The sequence below is a fragment of the Vibrio rumoiensis genome (assembly GCF_002218045.2).
GTDB classification, from domain to species: Bacteria; Pseudomonadota; Gammaproteobacteria; order Enterobacterales; family Vibrionaceae; genus Vibrio; species Vibrio rumoiensis.
On record NZ_AP018685.1, the window covers coordinates 1,362,651 to 1,380,339 of the forward strand.

Below are 17,689 nucleotides of genomic sequence, written 5' to 3' on the forward strand. Positions count from 1 at the left end.
GATTCTTTACGCAGTTGCCGCACGAACTTTTAAAAGTTCATCGTAAGTACCGCGGAAGTCATGAATCTTACCATCACGAATCTCTAATATACGGGTCGCAAGTGATGATACAAATTGGCGGTCGTGAGAGACAAAGAATAGGGTGCCTTTGTAGTTCTCAAGCGCTAAGTTCAATGATTCAATCGATTCCATATCCATGTGGTTAGTTGGTTCATCCATTAACAGCATGTTAGGTTTATGCATCATTAATTTACCAAGCAGCATACGGCCTTGCTCACCACCAGATAATACTTGAACATCTTTTTTGATGTCGTCTTGGCCAAATAGCATACGACCAAGGAAGCTACGTACTACTTGCTCATCGTCGCCTTCTTGACGCCATTGTGCCATCCAATCAAACACTTTTAGGTTTTCTGCAAACTCATGAGCGTGGTCTTGAGCGTAGTAGCCAATGTTTGAGTTTTCTGACCATTTGTAGTTACCCGTTTTAGGCTCTAAAACACCCGCTAGCGTATTAAGAAGGGTAGTCTTACCCACGCCGTTTTCACCGATGATGGCAACACGCTCACCCACTTCAAAAATCGCGTTGAAATCTGAGTATAGTGTGGTTTCGAAACCTTGGCTTAAATCTTCAACGATAAGCGCGTTACGGAATAGCTCTTTGCTTTGTTCAAAACGAATGAATGGGTTTTGACGACTTGATGCCTTCACTTCATCTAATTGAATTTTATCAATTTGTTTAGCACGAGAAGTGGCTTGTTTCGCTTTTGATGCGTTAGCAGAGAAGCGAGATACGAAGGTTTGTAGCTCAGCAATTTGTGCTTTCTTCTTCGCATTATCGGCCAATAAACGCTCGCGAGCTTGAGTCGCTGCAAACATATAGTCATCGTAGTTGCCTGGGTAGACACGTAGCTCACCGTAGTCGATGTCCGCCATGTGAGTACACACAGAGTTTAAGAAGTGACGGTCATGCGAGATGATGATCATAGTGCAGTTACGTTGGTTTAGCGTTTCTTCCAACCAGCGAATGGTATCCATATCCAAGTTGTTGGTTGGTTCATCAAGTAGCATGATGTTTGGATCGGCAAATAAAACTTGAGCCAAAAGAACACGCAGTTTCCAACCTGGTGCGATTTCGCTCATTGGTCCCCAATGTTGTTCTGTTGGAATACCTACAGATAGAAGTAAATCACCCGCGCGAGCTTCTGCAGTATAACCGTCCATTTCAGCAAATTGAGTTTCAAGATCGGCGACTTTCATGCCATCTTCTTCACTCATTTCAGCTAAAGAATAGATACGATCACGCTCAACTTTCACTTCCCATAATTCTTTATGGCCCATGACAACCGTATCGATAACCGTAAACTCTTCGTAAGCGAATTGATCCTGATTCAATTTTGCAACGCGCTCGTTTGGATCAACACTTACGTTACCAGAGCTAGGCTCAAGCTCACCGCTTAAGATTTTCATGAAGGTTGATTTACCGCAGCCGTTTGCACCAATTAGGCCGTAACGATTACCGTCACCAAATTTAACAGAGATGTTTTCGAATAGGGGTTTCGCACCAAATTGCATGGTGATATTTGCTGTACTTAAGATAACGGCATTCCTCAGGTTTAATCTTTACTTTTTCATCAAGGGCGACAATGTCTATTGTGAAGATATATTCAACCATTGATTATGAATTAGCGCGCATTATAGACGATTAAAAGCGTATGTGATACCCGTCAAATTTTGAAAGTATGTGAATTTATTCTTTCTTACCGGTAGGAAAAAGCGCCTAGCTGAGAACAGTAGGCGCTTGGTAAAAATAGGGCAGTGATTACTTAATCAAGGCCTTGAAAGCATTTAATTTTTCATTAGTCGGAACATCCAAACTTTCACCTGATGCAATGTCATAGATATAGGCGGCAGGTGTGTTTGATGAGTCTGTAGCAGTAATGTACAGCTTGTTATCATCCGTTAGGTTGATGGTATCGATCTCAGTATCAGCAAGAACAGGATCCAATAGTTTATTGTTATCGGTTCTATCAATGATTGAGATTTGAGTTGCCTCTTTAATCACAATATAGCTGTCGTTTACCCAAAGGTAGCTTTGTTGACCGCCTTCTATTTGGCCATCATAGTTGCCGGTATTAAAACCATTTGAGTTAATTTCAGTAGCTTCTAACTGATCAGAACTATTTATCGAAATTGAGTATAAACATTGTAATGGACTTGCAGCACAAGTTTGATTGTTGATAGATGTGCTCAGCAGCAATGATGAGCCACTGTGTACTGTAGATTCACCACTCCAACCACCGGAATAGGTTTGATCTAAATGACCATCATTACTTAATAGACCGGAATTCAGTAGAGTAAATTCAGAGTTAGGCGTTGGTAACATTTGAGTGACATCGCCTAGATTTTGAATTTTGGTATCTAAGGTGATTTTAGATAAGCCGCCATTAATAGTGTTGACTACTTTTTTACAAACTGGTCGTAAAGCGATGGAAAGGCCTGAGCATAGAGAGTCAGTATCGAAAGAGACATTTTTAGACGTAGTGCTTTCTATTAAAATGTTTCCTACTGTTGGGCTGATAGCAATGAAACTGTCGCTATTCATTAAATTAATATCAGACGTTTTCTCAATTTTATTCTCTGTTATTAAATGAGCCCGATTTCAGATAATAAGTGCGACATTCATGGAAAGGTGTAGAAGAGGAAGCCAACTGCTGAAAGTGGTACGCTCTTCTCTCCAAAGAAACAAGCAGTACTACCATGAATTATCAGCAGTTGACCGAGGGCAGAAGATACCAGATTTCTGCTCTTTTGGAACGGGGAATTTCGGTTTCTGAAATAGCCAAAACCGTTCAGTGCCATCGCTCTACGGTATATCGGGAGCTTAAACGCGGCCGCAAAGGCAGTCATTATTGCCCAAGCGAAGCTCAGGCATTCTCAATCAAAAAACGCACATCAGCGCGTAAATACAGAATACCAAAGGAGCGTGTTGATTTTATCCGCCTCCTTCTAGAAGCAGATTGGAGTCCAGAGCAGATTTCCAGTGTATTAAATAGAGTCGGTGCCGCTGTCAGTCATGAGTGGATCTACCGATTTGTTGCGCAGGATAAACGCTTGGGAGGCAAGTTATATCGCCACTTGAGGCAAGGTCACAAGCGGTATCGTCGCGGTAGAAAAGAGAAAGCGCCAGCGATCAAGAATGCTGTTTCTATCGATGATAGGCCAAGCATCGTTGACAGTAAGGAGCGATTGGGTGATTGGGAAATCGACACCGTATTAGGTAAACATGGCACTGGTGCTATGGTGACCATTTTAGAGCGTAAAACTCGATTTTACGTGGTCAAGAAAGTGCCATCGAAGTCAGCAGATGATGTCACCCAAGCCACCATAGAGCTACTCATGCCTTATAAGGAACATGTCCATACCATCACGGCAGATAATGGGAGAGAGTTTGCAGGCCACGAAACCATCGCAAAGGCGTTGGAGGCTGATGTGTACTTTGCCCATCCTTATAGCTCTTGGGAGCGTGGAGCCAATGAGAATGCTAACGGGCTTTTAAGGCAATATGTGAAGAAAGGAACCGACTTAACAACGGTAACAGACAGCGATATTGAATTCGCTGTATCACGGATAAATTATCGCCCGAAAAAGTGTTTAGACTTCAAGCAACCAGCGATTGTCTTTAAAGAAATGGCATTGGCTGCTTGATATTGGAGAGTGTCGCACTTCGCAGTTGAATTCGGGAGTTATCACATCTTTGATGGATTCTGAATCATCTTGATCAGGATTTTTGATAGTCGATATTGCATCGATAATCGACTTAGCATCTAATGCGATATCGTTAAATTTTTGCCCTGTGCGTTTGGTTACAGTGTTAAATGTTTCACCATCAGAAAAAATCAAGAGACCTTCTGAGTTTTCTCCCATGAATGATGGTAGGTCGCGTTTGTTACTAATAAGGTAATATTCGCCTTGAGAATTGACGTAATACCACACTGGGCGGCGAAAAGTTTGCGTGACATCAACAATGGGTTTGTCATTTTTGATGGATTCAATCAATTTTTGGATTGTAGTTTCTTCTTCGTCAGTAGAATCAACAGGCGCTAATCCCTGAGTGTATTTATAGATTGCCTTATGTTTCTCACTAACCTCAACAACCAAGCCACCATCTGCAGTTGGAGTGAAGTCTTCAACACCCATATTGGAAATCTCACCAACTGGCGCGCCATTCGCATCAAAGCCAATTAACGGGCTACCATCTTCACTTGACGTTTCAACACGAGCAATACTCGATACATTTGAAAGATTTTCGAAACGTAATGTTGTCAGCGGTTCAGATGGTTCGGTACTCGAGCTGTTTGAAGAATCGTTACAAGCTGAAAGGGCAATACAAACGGTTGTCGCGAGTAATAATTTTTTTAACATGACGAATCCTATATTTTGGAAGCTGGATCTTATCACTAAAATTTTATTTTCCAAGTGTATAGTAAGTTTGATGAAAATAAAAACCGTGCCACAACGTATTAGTTTGGCACGGTTTTTTATTCAACTAAGTTCTCAATATTGCAGCGTTTGAGAACATTCACGCTATTATTGCTGGTCAATTGGCTAGTTATAGGCTCTAGCAAAGTGACCCGAGCTTAACACTTTATATTCACCAGCAGAGTATGGAATAAAGGCGGATTGACCTTTACGAAGCATCAGCACGTCACCATGAACATGGGTTAAGGTGACATCAGAATCAATGGCGAAGATGATTTCTGCGCTTTCACACAGTAAGTTAGCCTCACATTCATACACGCTAAATTTAAAATCTTCGACTGGAATAGGATAATGCTTGGCATTTTTTTCTTCGATAGGAGTTAGAAGAATTTCATTATTGGGTTTTGGTTTGCATACAGTATTCGCGATCAATTCAGGTACATCCATATATTTTGGTGTTAAACCTGCGCGCAATACGTTGTCGGAGTTAGCCATGATTTCTAGACCGGTGCCTTTAATGTAGGCATGTGGCGTGCACGCATCAAGGAACATTGCTTCACCTGGTTTTAGCGTGATCACATGCAACATTAGTGGGGCAAATAAACCCACATCACCTGGGTACTGTGTCTCTAATTCAATTAATAAATCCGCGAGTTCGTTGCCTTTGTACGCTTGTGCGTGAGCCATTAACGCCTGAATCGAAGAGTCTTTAGCGTCACCCGTTAGAGATAACATAGCTTCGAAAAATTGGCTTAGACCGGATTCGGTTTGATTGGCTTTTAATGTCGCAACATAATCTTGTAGAGCAGGGGCGTTAACCGTTTCAAACATACGAATTATATCTTTAAAATTGCGAAAACCATTCATTGCTTGATATGGAGTTAACGCGTAAACCAATTCAGGTTTGTGGTTAGGATCTTTGTAATTGCGGTTAGCCGCTTTTAAGTCGATGCCAGCTTGGTTTTCTTTTTCAAATCCAATCTCGGCAGATTGTTTACTTGGGTGAACTTGAATCGAAAGGGCTTTTTCTGCCGCAAGTACTTTGAATAAGTAAGGCAGTTCATTGAAGCGTAGCTCTGTGCGTTCACCTAAAATTGTCGTTTTGTTTTGTTCAATAATACTATCTAAGCGAAGAACGTCGTTGTTGATTTCTACTTGAGAGCAGCCATTAGAGTGTGCACCCATCCAGATTTCGGCTTGGGGCTTATTCTCTGGGTTTGGGATGTCGAACAACTGCTGAATAGAAGAAGTGCTGCCCCATGCGTAGTCTTGAATGACGTTTTGCATCAACATAAAAGGAGGAAGTGTTTTCATAATGATCCTTTACGACTTAATACCCTTTGTCCTTGTTGTGGCAGGTTTGAGTCGTTTCACTCGTTTACTGCAACGCCAATTAGAGGGGTATATAAAGTTAATAATTTCAGAAAAAACAATGCAGGCATTATAGCCTGCATTCAATTAAAAATGTTTAGAAGTTAGCGGGTTCAAATATTAAGCCGCAACCATTTTTGTTTTGCGCATTTTTTTCAGTGCCACACAAACTACAGCGGTGACGATGGCACCAGTTGCCATACAGAAAATCGCAAGTAGAGGCTTATTCATCGCACCTAATAGGGCAACCACTGGACCACCGTGAGCGACGCTGTTGGTAATACCGAATGAGAATGCCATTACTGCGCCAACCATAGAACCAATCACGTTTGCTGGGATTACCGATAGTGGATCTTGTGCTGCAAATGGAATGGCACCTTCAGAAATACCGACTAGACCCATTGCACCGGCGGCTTTACCTGCTTCAATTTCGCTGTCTTCAAAGATATCAAACTTACGACCAATAACCGTCGCAAGCGCCATGCCGAGTGGTGCAATTGGGATAGCCACAGCCATTGCGCCCATGAATTGAGTTTGGCCACTTGCAATCATGCCGACAGAGAATAGGAAGGCAACTTTGTTGAATGGACCACCCATATCAAAGCCAGCCATACCACCAAGAACAATACCGAGTAGGACTACGTTACCTGTGCTCATTTCAGTTAGAACAGCGTTTAGCCATTGCATTAGATCCGCAATCGGTGCGCCAATCACAAAGATAAATAATGAAGCAATAAATACTGTACCTAAGATTGGAGCAATCATAATAGGGACGAGAGGGGCAATCATTTTGTGGTATTCACGTTGAGCAATAAAGCGAACAAAGTAACCGACTAATAGGCCAGCAATAATGGCACCAATAAAGCCAGTACCCGCATCCGCGTCATAAAATGAGCCGTTATTTGCAATCCAACCACCAATGAAACCCGGAGCAAGCGCGGCGCGGTCACCAATGGCAAATGCAATGTAACCGGCAAGAATTGGTATCATGAGGGTGAAAGCAACCACACCGACATTTAATACTTGGTTCCACAAGCTACCATCTGGAATTTGCATACCATTCGGTGTTGGCTCGCCACCAATTGCGAGTGAAAGGGCGATCATCAAACCACCAGTCACCACAAATGGGATCATGTGTGATACACCATTCATTAGGTAACGGTACAGATTTGAACGGGCAGAATTTGCACCAGATTTTTCTTCTTTCGTATGGCTGGCTGCTTCGGCTTGATAAGGCGCGGCATCTAATGCTTGTTGAATAACACCTTTACCGTTACTGATCGGCGCTTTTACGCTAGTTTGGATCAGTTTCTTACCATTAAAGCGAGCCATGTCTACTTGCTTATCACAACTCACCACAATCGCGACGGCACGATCGATTTCTTCTTGTGTTGGCGCATTTTTCACACCAATTGAACCATTGGTTTCGACTTTAATTTCGTAACCCATTTCAGCTGCGGCTTTTTCTAAACCTTCGGCAGCGAGATACGTGTGCGCAATACCCGCAGGGCAGCCTGTTACACCGATGATTAAGCCTTTATCGGCTGCAACTGTGTTTTCTACTTTTTTCTTTTCAAGTAATAAAGCTAAAGCATCTTCCGGTGATTTTGCTTTGAAAAATGCTTCAATAAAGCCATCTTCGATCAGTTTTGAAGAAAGTTCTGCAAGCACTTCAATATGATGATCCGCGCCACCATCTGGAGAAGCAATCATAAAAAATAGTTTTGAATCTTCACCATCTTCCGCACCATATTCAATACCAGAACGGCTGATACCAATAGCAACAGCAGGCTCTGCCACAGCAGCACTTTTGGCGTGGGGAATGGCAACACCTTCTTCAAAACCAGTATTGCCAATCTCTTCACGGGCATAAATGTCTTTTAAAAATTGTGCTTTATCACTTAACTTTCCTTGGGCATCTAAAATTGCCACCATTTCATTGAACACTTCGTCCTTGGTGGTCGATTTTAAATCTAAGCAGATTAGTTTTGCATTAATCAACTGAGTAATCATGACAGTACCTATTATTAGTATTGGTGTTTTATTGAGGTGAATTGTTGGATATTTGCCAAGGAAAGGATAGTGCACAGAAGTAGCATTTACTGGATTATTGTAACCACTAAATTTGTTTGTGATCGCGATCACTGGGAAATCAAATGGTGTTATATAGCGTAGAATAGTTTTCTTATAGAATGTTGCTCGAGAAAGGTGTTCTGCCTTAATAAAATAATCTAAGGTTGTATTTCATAATGAATCAGACTTTCGTCAACGTACTAGAAGGCGTGTTATCCGACCGGGAGCACTTTAATCGCGTGTGGTTTGCCCATGATCACACCACGCCACCGCCTTTTAGTTATCAAGTCAACTTCCCGCGAATGGAGTTTGTGATCACGGGAGAATACATCAATGAAGTTGAAGATCCTGATTTTGGGGTGACCAAAGTCAAGATTCTGCCCGGTGATATTTTGTATATTCCGCCGAATAGCTGGAATAAGCCTGACTGGGATAGTGATTGCTGTGTACTGAGTTTACTGTTTGGTAAACGCCAACTGGGTTTTAGTTTGGTTGAAAAAAGAAAAGGGGAAGCCAATTTTTTTGACGTGCAGAAGCACAGTATTCAAACTCGAACCGGTCATGCAATAGACCATATTCTCAGCGCACTTAATACGTTATCAAAAGAAAAGAACCTTCATCCTACGGGTGGACATTTATTAATGGCGCTAATGACGTATTGTCACGGCATGCTGTTATCACCAGACGCCTCTGCTCAAGGTCGCAGTGAAGATCTTTATCAAGGGATATGTATTTATATTCAAGAAAACTTCCACCGCAACATCACTCGGGACAGCATCGCACACCGATTTAATATTAGTCCAAATCACCTTTCACGATTGTTTCGCCAACAGGGCCACATGCGTTTAGCCGATTACATCACTTGGGTGCGGTTAGAGCGAGCAAAATTCATGTTAACCCGTTATTCATTCCGCTTAAGCGAAGTCGCGTTACGTTGTGGGTATAACGATGTGAATTACTTCTTTCGAGTGTTTAAAAATAAAACCGGTAGGACGCCGAGTGAGTTCCGCGCCATGTATGTGGAGTAGTGGATTTTGTTAGAAAGTCCGGTATGCATCAGAGATATAACGCCGTTTTCGCTTCGCTTTAGATACTGTTCAAATATACAGCCCTGTATCATGGGTTGGTTTTGTTGAATTATGTGGATTATTTTCGCACTTCATACTGAAGAGTTATGAAGTAAACACTACTTTTTGAATAGATTTAGTCATTTAGCTTGTTGTTCTAAAAAGTGACTGAGAAGATAGACGGAAAGACTATACGGACTTTTTCGTATATTAAATTGTTAAATGCACGTGCGTTCTAATAGGATTGACGGATGAATCGAAATATAGAATTTAGAGCTAATACATGGCATTGGAAAATGGTGTTGTCAATGGTGATGGGGTATGTCGTTTTCATGCTTATCTTCAATTGGCTCACTGAAGCTGAATTTAAATTATGGCCATTTCTAATCGCAGTGACGAGTATGGTCGTTGTATATTCAGTTCTTGCCTTGTTTAAGAAAAGCCATTTGTCAGTCGTGGGAAATGATGTTTGCCTCCGTGGCCTCAAAGCTGAGTTGATAGCTAAGAGAGATATATTTGGATATCAGTATATCCAAATTACCTCAAATACAGAGAAGGGCTATCATAGACTCAGAATTACCAAGAATCAGATTGCTCTTTCAGACTGGGAGTTTTTGTTGGGAAAGTGCATTTAACAAACAATTTAAAAGGGATTCCCAACGCTTGGCATTTTAGTTCTACTTCAAATTTAGTGTTTATAGCACAATGCCTTAGGTTTGGGGGCGGCGTTGCTCCCCCTTTAATTGAGCGTTATGCGCTCGCAGAAATGGAGATGATCAATCATGGAAGATTTAGCTAATTCGTTAAGAAGTTCTGGCCTAAAAGTCAAAATTAAAAAAGGAAAAATTGCAGTTAGACTTGACGGACTTTCAAATCCGGTTTCGATAATAAAAGATATACCTGCTGATGAATATAAAGTGAAAACGAATGATTCGATTTTATCGATAATTGCCTGCCTTTTGCTATTTATTGGTCTATCAGGTATTTATGAGTTTAGTGGTAATACTTTGATAAATATTGCACTTATCTCCGTTTCTATATTGTCCTTTGTTACAGTGTTACTTACAGAGTTTAAGCTGACTAAATTACGCGCTACTGTAGTTGCGTTCAATCGTGGAGAACGCGCATAACAAGGCGTTATATTTTTGTTCAAGTTTGGAGGCAGTATTGAGTAATAATGGTAGAGAATATGAGGAGTTCGTAGCTTCTCTGCAAAAGGCACTGTTCGAGTCTGAGCAATGGACTGAGTTGCGAAATATTCAAATTGAGCAGAACAAAAAAATCAAAGACAATTTTGGCACCTTACGTGAGTTTGACCTTTATTGGGAATATGAACTAGCTGGAATTACATATAAAACAGTTATTGAGTGTAAGGATTATGCATCCAAAGTAAGCATAGAGAAAATTGACGCTCTGCTAGGTAAAATCCGAGATATACCTGATTTAAAGCCAATATTTGCGACTAAAACAGGTTACCAGTCCGGTGCAAAAGCCAAAGCACATAATAATAAAGTCGAGCTTCTAATCGTGCGTGAACAGAATGACACAGATTGGGAATTAGATGATGGTACGTCTTTAATTAGAGAAGTTGTGATAAATATGCATGTAATACCAGCAGCAAGAATTGTTTCATTCTCGCCAAGTATTGATGGTAATTGGGTTAAGGAAAACACTGAAATCGATATATCGAGTGGTAACTTTCAACTTAATATGCGTAACGACATGACTTTTATCGAAGACATTTCTAAATCAGAGAAATACTCACTTCTTCAACTTGAAGAAAGGTTAGGTAGAGGAACTGAAGCTGATTTTGGAGAAAGAAAGCTGACTTTGAATTTTGATGACGCATTTTTACATTGTGCCGATATGAAGTTAAAAATGAGAGCCGCTGAAGTTACGTACTTTATGCCGAAGCCAATTGAACAACCTATTCATCTCGACTTTTCAAAAGAACTAGTTGGCGTCATCGAGTATCTAGGTAAAAGCTCAAAGACAGCAATCTTCAAAGATCGTATTGTCAAAGACTGGGGTTCAAAAATATAACAAACGAGTATGGCATCAATAATTAATTTTTAGCGATATTTACATCCCACATGACGCCATCTCTTAGCATCGAATTTAAGATAACAACCATCTTACGAACACAAGCAATGATAGCGGCTATTTATCTAACTTCATAAAACAAGTGATGATAGCTTGTAGTTCCGAATGGTGCTTATGCTGACAAATAAATTGATTAATTTCGGAATTCACTAAAGCCGTCGCTAAGTGCCTAACCGCGAGTAATACTTGTTTATCCACTTGTATTGGTAACATCAACGCGATGATATGAGTGACAAAAGGGAAGTGATTGCCCCAATTGATCGGAGTATCTGTGGTTAAAATAACGATTTGTGGTTTATCAATCGCGACATTCAGCAAGTGAGGTAAGGCGACTCCGTTTGCCATGGCGGTTGAAGATAACGCTTCTCTATTTTTTAATGCTTCTTCAATTGCTGGGGCATTCTGACTTTGCGTTAATTGAGACAGTCTTTTCAGGCAGTATTTCTTTTGAATTAATGATTCATCTGTCTCGTTATACAGCGCGGAATAAAGTTTAGTAAAATTCGCGACTTCTTTTTCAATATCAAAACATTGAATTTGAAATAAGCTGTTGTTTGACCTAGACGTAGCATTGTTTTGGTTCGTTTCGATAACAAAGCAATCTTGCTGTAGAAACGTGATTAATGCTGGTTGGAATAGCTCGGCATCTTTGCCTGTTAATACTAATTGGCATAGCTCGAAAGGGTGAAACGCCAGCGTCATGGCACTGAGGTAATCTTTGACATCCACGTGCTGCAATGACTGCACTTTCACTAATGCAGCTTTGCCAGTAAAAGACTTTAATTGCTGATGAATGCCTTTAATAAGCCAAGTCGGTAGGCCTGTTGAGCCTAAGTAAAAACTAATTCGTTTACTTTGCATGATCGATGCAGCGTTGGATGACCGAATCAGGGTTGGTTAATACCTCTTCGATAGAGACTTGAATCATCTGGGTTTGCTCGAATCTATCCGCATTTTCAATTTGAATATCAGAGGCAATGAGAACCACTTGAGCCTGACTTATGTCTTTATAAGTGAGCTTATTATCGATTCCCATTGCGCCTTGAGTTTCCACATGGATAGTAATTTGTGCTTGTGCTGCCGATTTAACAAGGGCCTCAGCAGCCATATAAGTATGCGCGATACCTGTTGGACAAGCAGTAACAGCAACGATTTTCATCGGCTTTTCCTATTTGGTCACTTTAATCGGCACATCATACTTCTGAGGCCACAACTTTCAACTTGTTTTGTATCAAGCTTTTATCTATTCGATACTTTTGGGCTTAAATCGAAGCAATCTTAATGCATTTAAGGTCACTAAGGCGGTTGCGCCTGTATCCGCTAATACTGCGACCCATAACCCGGTGATGCCCAATAAACTGGTGACTAAGAATACCGCTTTAAGGCCCAACGCTAAGCTTACGTTTTGACGAATATTTGCCATGGTTGCTTGAGACAATTCAATCATCGCTGGCAATTCGGTTAAGCGGTTGTGGGTAATGGCTGAGTCTGCCGTTTCTAGTGCAACATCGGTTCCTCCACCCATCGCGACACTCACACTGGCTGCTTTCATTGCTGGCGCATCATTTATTCCATCACCGACCATCGCAACATGCGACTGATTAGCAAGCTGTTCAATGAAATCGACCTTATCTTGGGGGAGTAAACTGGCTTTATATTCCATTGATAATTGGTTGCTAATGGCATCGGCGCTTCTTGGATTATCACCAGTGAGCATAATCGAACGGATACCCAATTTATGCAGAGCTTGAATGGCCTGTTTTGCATCGTTTCTTAAGGTATCTTGCCACGCAATAATACCAATAACCGTTTGACTATCGCGGTTCACAATGACAACTGTTTTACCTTGGTCTTCAAGTTGCTCAACCGTCTGTTGTATTGTGTCATTTAATGACATCGTAAGTTTAGATGGAGACATCAATTGAATGAGTTGTCCATCAACTTCGCCTTGCACCCCAATACCGGCTAATGCTTGCTTGTTTATAGCTTCCGGAATCATCACGCCATGGGCTTCTACTTTACGAATTAACGAGGTAGCGAGTGGGTGGCTTGAACCAGTTTCAACCGCGCCAGCGTAGCGCATGAGATCGTCTTCATTGGTATCATTTAAAGCGATGATGTCCGTTACTTCAGGTTTACCTTTAGTTAAGGTGCCGGTTTTATCAAAGGCCATGACTTCGACCTTGCCTAATTGTTCTAAGGCTGCGCCACCTTTAATTAATGCGCCACGGCGCGCTGCTGTTGCTAAGCCGGATGTTATCGCAGCTGGAATTGAAATGACTAGCGCACAAGGGCAAGCAATCAATAACAATGCTAAACCACGGTAGATCCAAGTATCCCAAGCTTGAGCAAATACTAATGGTGGGGTGATGATCACCATCAAAGCAACCAACATCATTAATGGCGTGTACCAACGGCTAAACTTATCCAGAAAACGCTCTAATGGGGCTTTGCGTGATTCGGCATCCTCAATTAAATGTAAGATGCGGTCGATGGCATTTTCACCTTGTTTTGAGGTGATTTTAAAGCGCACCACACGGTCTGTGGCAATGGAACCAGCCATTACGTTGTCACCTTTTTGGTGTTCAACAGGAATCGATTCCCCGGTTAATGCACTTTCATCAAAGCTCGCATGGTTATCTTGAAGTTGGCCATCTGCTGGTAAGCGCGAACCAGGAGAAACCTCTACCAGATCACCGGGTTGTAGTGATGCTGCGGAAACCGTCACTCTTTCACCATTGACGATTTTAGTCGCGTTTTCTGGCACCAATTCCATTAACGTTTGAACACCACTCCGAGCTCTTGATGCCGCGAAAGCTTCTAAGCGCTCGCCAATTAAAAAGAGTAGCAATACCATGGCGGCTTCAACGGTTTCACCTAAATAAAGCGCCCCTAAAGCGGCGACAGTCATTAAGGTTTCAATGGCAAAAGGGGTACCCGATCTCGCAAGCTGAATGGCTTTTTTACCAATAGGAATCAAACCTAATAAGCAAGTTAAGGTAAACATCCAGTCGCTGATTTCTGGTGACCATATTTTAGCCAGTGCGCCAAGTAGCATCGCACCGGAAATAGTAATAATTTGTAGGTTGTCTTTAACAATATTCGTAGATTTTGTAGTGGCGCTTTCTGCTGTCGCTGAATTTAAATTATTCAAAGTAAAGCCAGCATTTTGACAGGTTTGCTCAATTTGTTGAGCAGTGGCAGGTTGCGTGAAATTAACGAGTAGCTTTTCAGTCGCAAAGAGAACGTGAACATTTTGAACGCCTTCAATTTTTGATACCGCGTTCTCGATTTTTTGTGCGCAGGATGGGCAGTCCATCCCATTCACTTTCCAACTTTGTTGTTGTGATGAGAGTGAAGTCAGTGAGAATCCTGCTTTTTCGGTGGCTTTTTCCACCTCAGATTTTAGTGATGGGTCACGTAAAGTCACCACTAATTTTTCAGTAGTAAAGCGTACTTTCGCCGACAGTACCCCCTCTAATTGATTGACGGCATTTTCGACCTTTTTCGCGCAGGAAGGGCAATCCATTCCAGATACTTTCCATTCCTCTATCCATTCTTTGCTTGCGTGATCGTGTTTGGTATGAGGCGTCATCGAGTTAGCATCATCATTACAAGCAATTGGAGATGAATGTTCCTTTGAATCTTGCTCAGATAAAGGTTGTACGGATGAAATTTTGTGAAGTCTTTCAATATTATTTATGGTCATAACCAAACTCCATTCAGGCTGTTAAGGTAACCATACACCTTGGACTGTACTCTAAGGTCAAGCCGAAATTTGAATATTAATAAATTGAAAATGACAGACTGGCTAATTAAAAATAAAAAACGCACTAGATTTAATGAATCTAGTGCGCAGGATAATAATTATTGATCAGTAGGTTAGTCTAACTAAGTACGAACTTTTCAATCGCAAGAGCAACACCACTATTATCGTTAGTGTCAGTCACATAATCGGCGATTTGTTTGGTTGCTTCGGTAGCATTACCCATTGCGATACCTAAACCTGCGTACTTCAACATGTGGTGATCATTGCCTGCATCGCCTAGTGTCATCACTTCTGAAGCCTTTATACCTAAATGTTCAGCTAAGGCTTGCACGCCCGAGCCTTTATCACTGGTTGGGTTCATAAATTCTAAAAAGAAAGGGGCACTACGGACAATTGTAAATTGTTGATGTAATTCTGATGGGATTTGTTCAATTGCTTGCGTAAGTTTGTGTTCCTCTTCAACCATCATGACTTTTAAAATCGGATCAGCATCATTAAGCGTTTCAAAAGGGCGTTCAGTTAATGCGATATTGTTGATTTCTGATTCATGGGTCGTGTAGCGATTGCTTTTCGGGCTAATTAAACCTTCTTCTAAAGAAAATGCATGAATGAAAACGTCTAAGCGCTGTGCCCAGTCATTTAATAGCTTCGCATCTTTCCCCTTAAGAATTTCTTGGCGAATCATCGCATTGCTCGCCACGGTTTGAACTAATGAACCGTTATAACTGATCACATAATCGCTATCTTGAGTCATATTTAATTCATTAAGCGCAGCACGCATTCCATCTAGCGGACGCCCCGATGCCAATACGACATGAACACCTTGTTGTCTAGCTTGGGCAATGGCTTGTTTATTTTGCTCAGAAATTTTACCTGAACTATTTAATAGCGTTCCATCCATATCGATAGCGATAAGTTTGTACATTGAATCGATTCCTTACAGCGAGAGAGGCAATGGGAGTATTGATTTTATGGCTGCAATACTATCATTTTATTATAGCCACTCGCTAATTATTACCACTCGCCATCGTCATCACACGTTTTAAAATCCAACGAAGTAGCAGTGGGATTTTTTCTGGACCATGTTCTTCACAATATTCAACTATGCCCAATGCGAGATCGGGTTTCGCATGTTTTTTTACCGCTCGTTGAACAATCTTTTTTGCAGGAATAGGGTGATCTGGAGTGATGTGCACCATGCCACGGAAGAAGTCTTCAAACCCATTGTGATAGAGAAAGTGTTCGATATCGCGATCAGGCAGTTCGGTGAGTCGATGTTTCTCCATATCTTGCGCGAGTTGGGTTCTAACCGTTGTCGCGTATTTTTTCCCAGCAGGATCGCCATCGACGACCACATGCCAATCAATATGCAAGGCTTTCGCCATTTTTATGAGGGATTTCAAACCGGATTGAGCAAACTCTATAATTTGAACGCCTTCTGCGGCGAGGTTAAAGCCATAAATTTTCGCCAATTCATTAAATAACCATACTTCAGTTTCGCCTTCGACCAATAACCAACACCGTGCAAATAGGGCATTAGGGCGATGAAAGCGAATATGAAAGCTGATTCTCCTCAGATCATCTCGATTTAATTGATGCTCTTGAATACTGTAAGCCTGTGTCATATCAGATTGACGAACAAGGCGACGTATAGAGGAAAGCGGCACTGCGCTCAGTAAAATGCCACTATTGGTAGTGAGAATTTTTTGCATAGGAATAAGTTGCAGTATTTCCCACGATTTTAATAAATTGGTTGGGTGTAACCGTCCTTCAGGATCTTCTAAGATCAATATAGGTCGAGCCATCGTGCTAATGGTCGCGTTTCCCTTGGCTTGCAAGAACGCATTGAGTAGCCCCATCAGTAATAATTTACTTTGCTGATTTTTACTCTTACGCAGAATTTTTATTAAGCTAGTTTGATCTTCTGATGAAGGATGTTCTCCGCTAAACAGGTTTTCCCTTGGCTCTAATCTTTGTTGCGTAACATGCCGTTCAAAAGAGAAGTAGTGTTCGATCAAGTCTTGCATAGCATTAATGGTGCTTTTTAATTCTCCTTTGTTCACATGGCCGGGCATCGCAAGTAATCGACGATAAGTGTTATTAATACGTTTTTCTGTTTTATCGTTAATTGGGCTTTCAAGTTGTTGCTCCCGGTGCTTTGGCATCGGTATTCGTCTAGCATCTCGTAGCCGAATGACGGGATGTACACGGGATAACTCCATCGCTAATTTATAAGCATCATTTAACTTAAGTGGGTTGCCTTGTTGATCCAAAAACTGATATTCAGTATCAATTTTAAGCTCACTGCGAGAGGCACCCAGCTGATAGATACAGGTTTTACAAGGTTGATTGTCAACATCTTTATCATCTTGCCAAACAGGTTTTAGCTTGCGATAACGAATGTTTCTATGCTCATTTGGATGAGAAGTACGCCAGCGGGTAATGATTTGTATTTGCTGGGTTTGTGGTTGAGATTGGGCATAATCGACATGGAAATCTTCAAGTTCAAATTGGTATAATTGATTCGTCGTCGGTAGAGCAATACACAGCGCATCGAGTAGTGATGATTTTCCCCAAGTATTTTCCCCAAGTAGTGTGGTCATTTCATTTAAGCTCAGGGAAAGGCGTTTAATGCCTCGAAAGCCAAGAATTTCAATTCGATCTAGTATCATGGCCACTCCTTAATATTAACCGGCGATAGGGTGAGTGTAACGAGTGAGAAAAAGCCAGTCTTGTCGATAAGAGTATAGGATTGAAAAAAGCTAAACGGTTGTATTTATCACATTTTTTGATTAATGAGCATGATTGCATCAAGACGAAAATA

15 protein-coding genes are annotated in these 17,689 nt (G+C 41.3%); 5 read left to right on the top strand and 10 right to left on the bottom strand.

All coding sequences use genetic code 11. The annotated features are described in order from the left end of the window. Positions 1 to 6: 6 nt before the first annotated feature. Both VRUMOI_RS06320 and VRUMOI_RS06325 read right to left on the bottom strand, forming a co-directional pair. Complete coding sequence (locus tag VRUMOI_RS06320; RefSeq protein ID WP_089139531.1) at positions 7 to 1,599, bottom strand: ABC-F family ATPase; 1,593 nt, start codon at positions 1,597 to 1,599, stop codon at positions 7 to 9. A gap of 223 nt (positions 1,600 to 1,822) precedes the next feature. Beyond that, on the bottom strand, positions 1,823 to 2,605 hold the full coding sequence (locus VRUMOI_RS06325; protein ID WP_089139530.1) for a hypothetical protein: 783 nt from the start codon (positions 2,603 to 2,605) through the stop codon (positions 1,823 to 1,825). A 155-nt stretch (positions 2,606 to 2,760) separates the two neighbouring features. Between VRUMOI_RS06325 and VRUMOI_RS06330 the strand changes: the two genes are divergently transcribed. Then, complete coding sequence (locus VRUMOI_RS06330; protein WP_110410612.1) at positions 2,761 to 3,708, top strand: IS30 family transposase; 948 nt, start codon at positions 2,761 to 2,763, stop codon at positions 3,706 to 3,708. On the opposite strand, the gene VRUMOI_RS06335 is transcribed toward VRUMOI_RS06330, so the two are convergent. The 3 genes from VRUMOI_RS06335 to VRUMOI_RS06345 form a co-directional block, all read right to left on the bottom strand. Continuing rightward, positions 3,655 to 4,425, bottom strand: a complete 771-nt coding sequence (locus VRUMOI_RS06335; RefSeq protein WP_089139661.1) for a hypothetical protein — start codon at positions 4,423 to 4,425, stop codon at positions 3,655 to 3,657. The genes VRUMOI_RS06330 and VRUMOI_RS06335 overlap by 54 nt on opposite strands. A 183-nt stretch (positions 4,426 to 4,608) precedes the next feature. After that, entirely contained in the window at positions 4,609 to 5,796 is a 1,188-nt protein-coding gene (gene manA / locus VRUMOI_RS06340; RefSeq protein WP_089139662.1) for a mannose-6-phosphate isomerase, class I, read from the bottom strand. Between the two features lie 177 nt (positions 5,797 to 5,973). Further along, the gene (locus tag VRUMOI_RS06345; RefSeq protein WP_089139663.1) at positions 5,974 to 7,866 is read right to left on the bottom strand and encodes a PTS fructose transporter subunit IIABC; all 1,893 of its coding nucleotides are present in this window, start codon (positions 7,864 to 7,866) and stop codon (positions 5,974 to 5,976) included. Between the two features lie 236 nt (positions 7,867 to 8,102). On the opposite strand from VRUMOI_RS06345, the gene VRUMOI_RS06350 reads away from it, so the two are divergent. From VRUMOI_RS06350 to VRUMOI_RS06370, 4 genes are all read left to right on the top strand, one after another. Next, positions 8,103 to 8,954 (top strand): helix-turn-helix transcriptional regulator, encoded by an 852-nt coding sequence (locus VRUMOI_RS06350; RefSeq protein WP_089139664.1) that lies wholly within the window; start codon positions 8,103 to 8,105, stop codon positions 8,952 to 8,954. 290 nt (positions 8,955 to 9,244) lie between these two features. Further along, positions 9,245 to 9,628, top strand: a complete 384-nt coding sequence (locus VRUMOI_RS06355) for a hypothetical protein (RefSeq protein WP_089139665.1) — start codon at positions 9,245 to 9,247, stop codon at positions 9,626 to 9,628. 147 nt (positions 9,629 to 9,775) lie between these two features. Then, positions 9,776 to 10,123: a hypothetical protein gene (locus tag VRUMOI_RS06365; protein ID WP_089139666.1), complete on the top strand. Its 348-nt coding sequence runs from the start codon at positions 9,776 to 9,778 to the stop codon at positions 10,121 to 10,123. 37 nt (positions 10,124 to 10,160) lie between these two features. Further along, the gene (locus VRUMOI_RS06370) at positions 10,161 to 11,036 is read left to right on the top strand and encodes a restriction endonuclease (RefSeq protein ID WP_089139667.1); all 876 of its coding nucleotides are present in this window, start codon (positions 10,161 to 10,163) and stop codon (positions 11,034 to 11,036) included. 117 nt (positions 11,037 to 11,153) lie between these two features. On the opposite strand, the gene VRUMOI_RS06375 is transcribed toward VRUMOI_RS06370, so the two are convergent. The 5 genes from VRUMOI_RS06375 to VRUMOI_RS06395 form a co-directional block, all read right to left on the bottom strand. Beyond that, positions 11,154 to 11,957 carry a PTS sugar transporter subunit IIA gene (locus tag VRUMOI_RS06375; protein WP_089139668.1) on the bottom strand — a complete coding sequence of 268 codons (804 nt, stop codon included), beginning with the start codon at positions 11,955 to 11,957 and terminating at the stop codon, positions 11,154 to 11,156. After that, positions 11,947 to 12,255 (bottom strand): PTS fructose transporter subunit IIB, encoded by a 309-nt coding sequence (locus VRUMOI_RS06380; protein ID WP_089139669.1) that lies wholly within the window; start codon positions 12,253 to 12,255, stop codon positions 11,947 to 11,949. Before VRUMOI_RS06380 ends, VRUMOI_RS06375 begins: the two co-directional genes overlap by 11 nt. An 84-nt stretch (positions 12,256 to 12,339) precedes the next feature. After that, the gene (locus VRUMOI_RS06385) at positions 12,340 to 14,625 is read right to left on the bottom strand and encodes a zinc/cadmium/mercury/lead-transporting ATPase (protein ID WP_089139681.1); all 2,286 of its coding nucleotides are present in this window, start codon (positions 14,623 to 14,625) and stop codon (positions 12,340 to 12,342) included. A gap of 358 nt (positions 14,626 to 14,983) precedes the next feature. Then, positions 14,984 to 15,790 (bottom strand): sugar-phosphatase, encoded by an 807-nt coding sequence (gene yidA, locus VRUMOI_RS06390; RefSeq protein WP_089139670.1) that lies wholly within the window; start codon positions 15,788 to 15,790, stop codon positions 14,984 to 14,986. A gap of 82 nt (positions 15,791 to 15,872) precedes the next feature. Further along, positions 15,873 to 17,537, bottom strand: a complete 1,665-nt coding sequence (locus VRUMOI_RS06395) for a DUF2813 domain-containing protein (protein ID WP_089139671.1) — start codon at positions 17,535 to 17,537, stop codon at positions 15,873 to 15,875. Positions 17,538 to 17,689: the final 152 nt, after the last annotated feature.

Bases quoted from the DNA above. Each gene is read 5' to 3' on its own strand.
- VRUMOI_RS06325 (WP_089139530.1), bottom strand. From the start codon at position 2,605: ATGAATAGCGACAGTTTCATTGCTATCAGCCCAACAGTAGGAAACATT.
- VRUMOI_RS06330 (WP_110410612.1), top strand. From the start codon at position 2,761: ATGAATTATCAGCAGTTGACCGAGGGCAGAAGATACCAGATTTCTGCT.
- VRUMOI_RS06335 (WP_089139661.1), bottom strand. From the start codon at position 4,425: ATGTTAAAAAAATTATTACTCGCGACAACCGTTTGTATTGCCCTTTCA.
- manA (WP_089139662.1), bottom strand. From the start codon at position 5,796: ATGAAAACACTTCCTCCTTTTATGTTGATGCAAAACGTCATTCAAGAC.
- VRUMOI_RS06345 (WP_089139663.1), bottom strand. From the start codon at position 7,866: ATGATTACTCAGTTGATTAATGCAAAACTAATCTGCTTAGATTTAAAA.
- VRUMOI_RS06350 (WP_089139664.1), top strand. From the start codon at position 8,103: ATGAATCAGACTTTCGTCAACGTACTAGAAGGCGTGTTATCCGACCGG.
- VRUMOI_RS06355 (WP_089139665.1), top strand. From the start codon at position 9,245: ATGAATCGAAATATAGAATTTAGAGCTAATACATGGCATTGGAAAATG.
- VRUMOI_RS06365 (WP_089139666.1), top strand. From the start codon at position 9,776: ATGGAAGATTTAGCTAATTCGTTAAGAAGTTCTGGCCTAAAAGTCAAA.
- VRUMOI_RS06375 (WP_089139668.1), bottom strand. From the start codon at position 11,957: ATGCAAAGTAAACGAATTAGTTTTTACTTAGGCTCAACAGGCCTACCG.
- VRUMOI_RS06380 (WP_089139669.1), bottom strand. From the start codon at position 12,255: ATGAAAATCGTTGCTGTTACTGCTTGTCCAACAGGTATCGCGCATACT.
- VRUMOI_RS06385 (WP_089139681.1), bottom strand. From the start codon at position 14,625: ATGGATTGCCCTTCCTGCGCGAAAAAGGTCGAAAATGCCGTCAATCAA.
- yidA (WP_089139670.1), bottom strand. From the start codon at position 15,790: ATGTACAAACTTATCGCTATCGATATGGATGGAACGCTATTAAATAGT.
- VRUMOI_RS06395 (WP_089139671.1), bottom strand. From the start codon at position 17,537: ATGATACTAGATCGAATTGAAATTCTTGGCTTTCGAGGCATTAAACGC.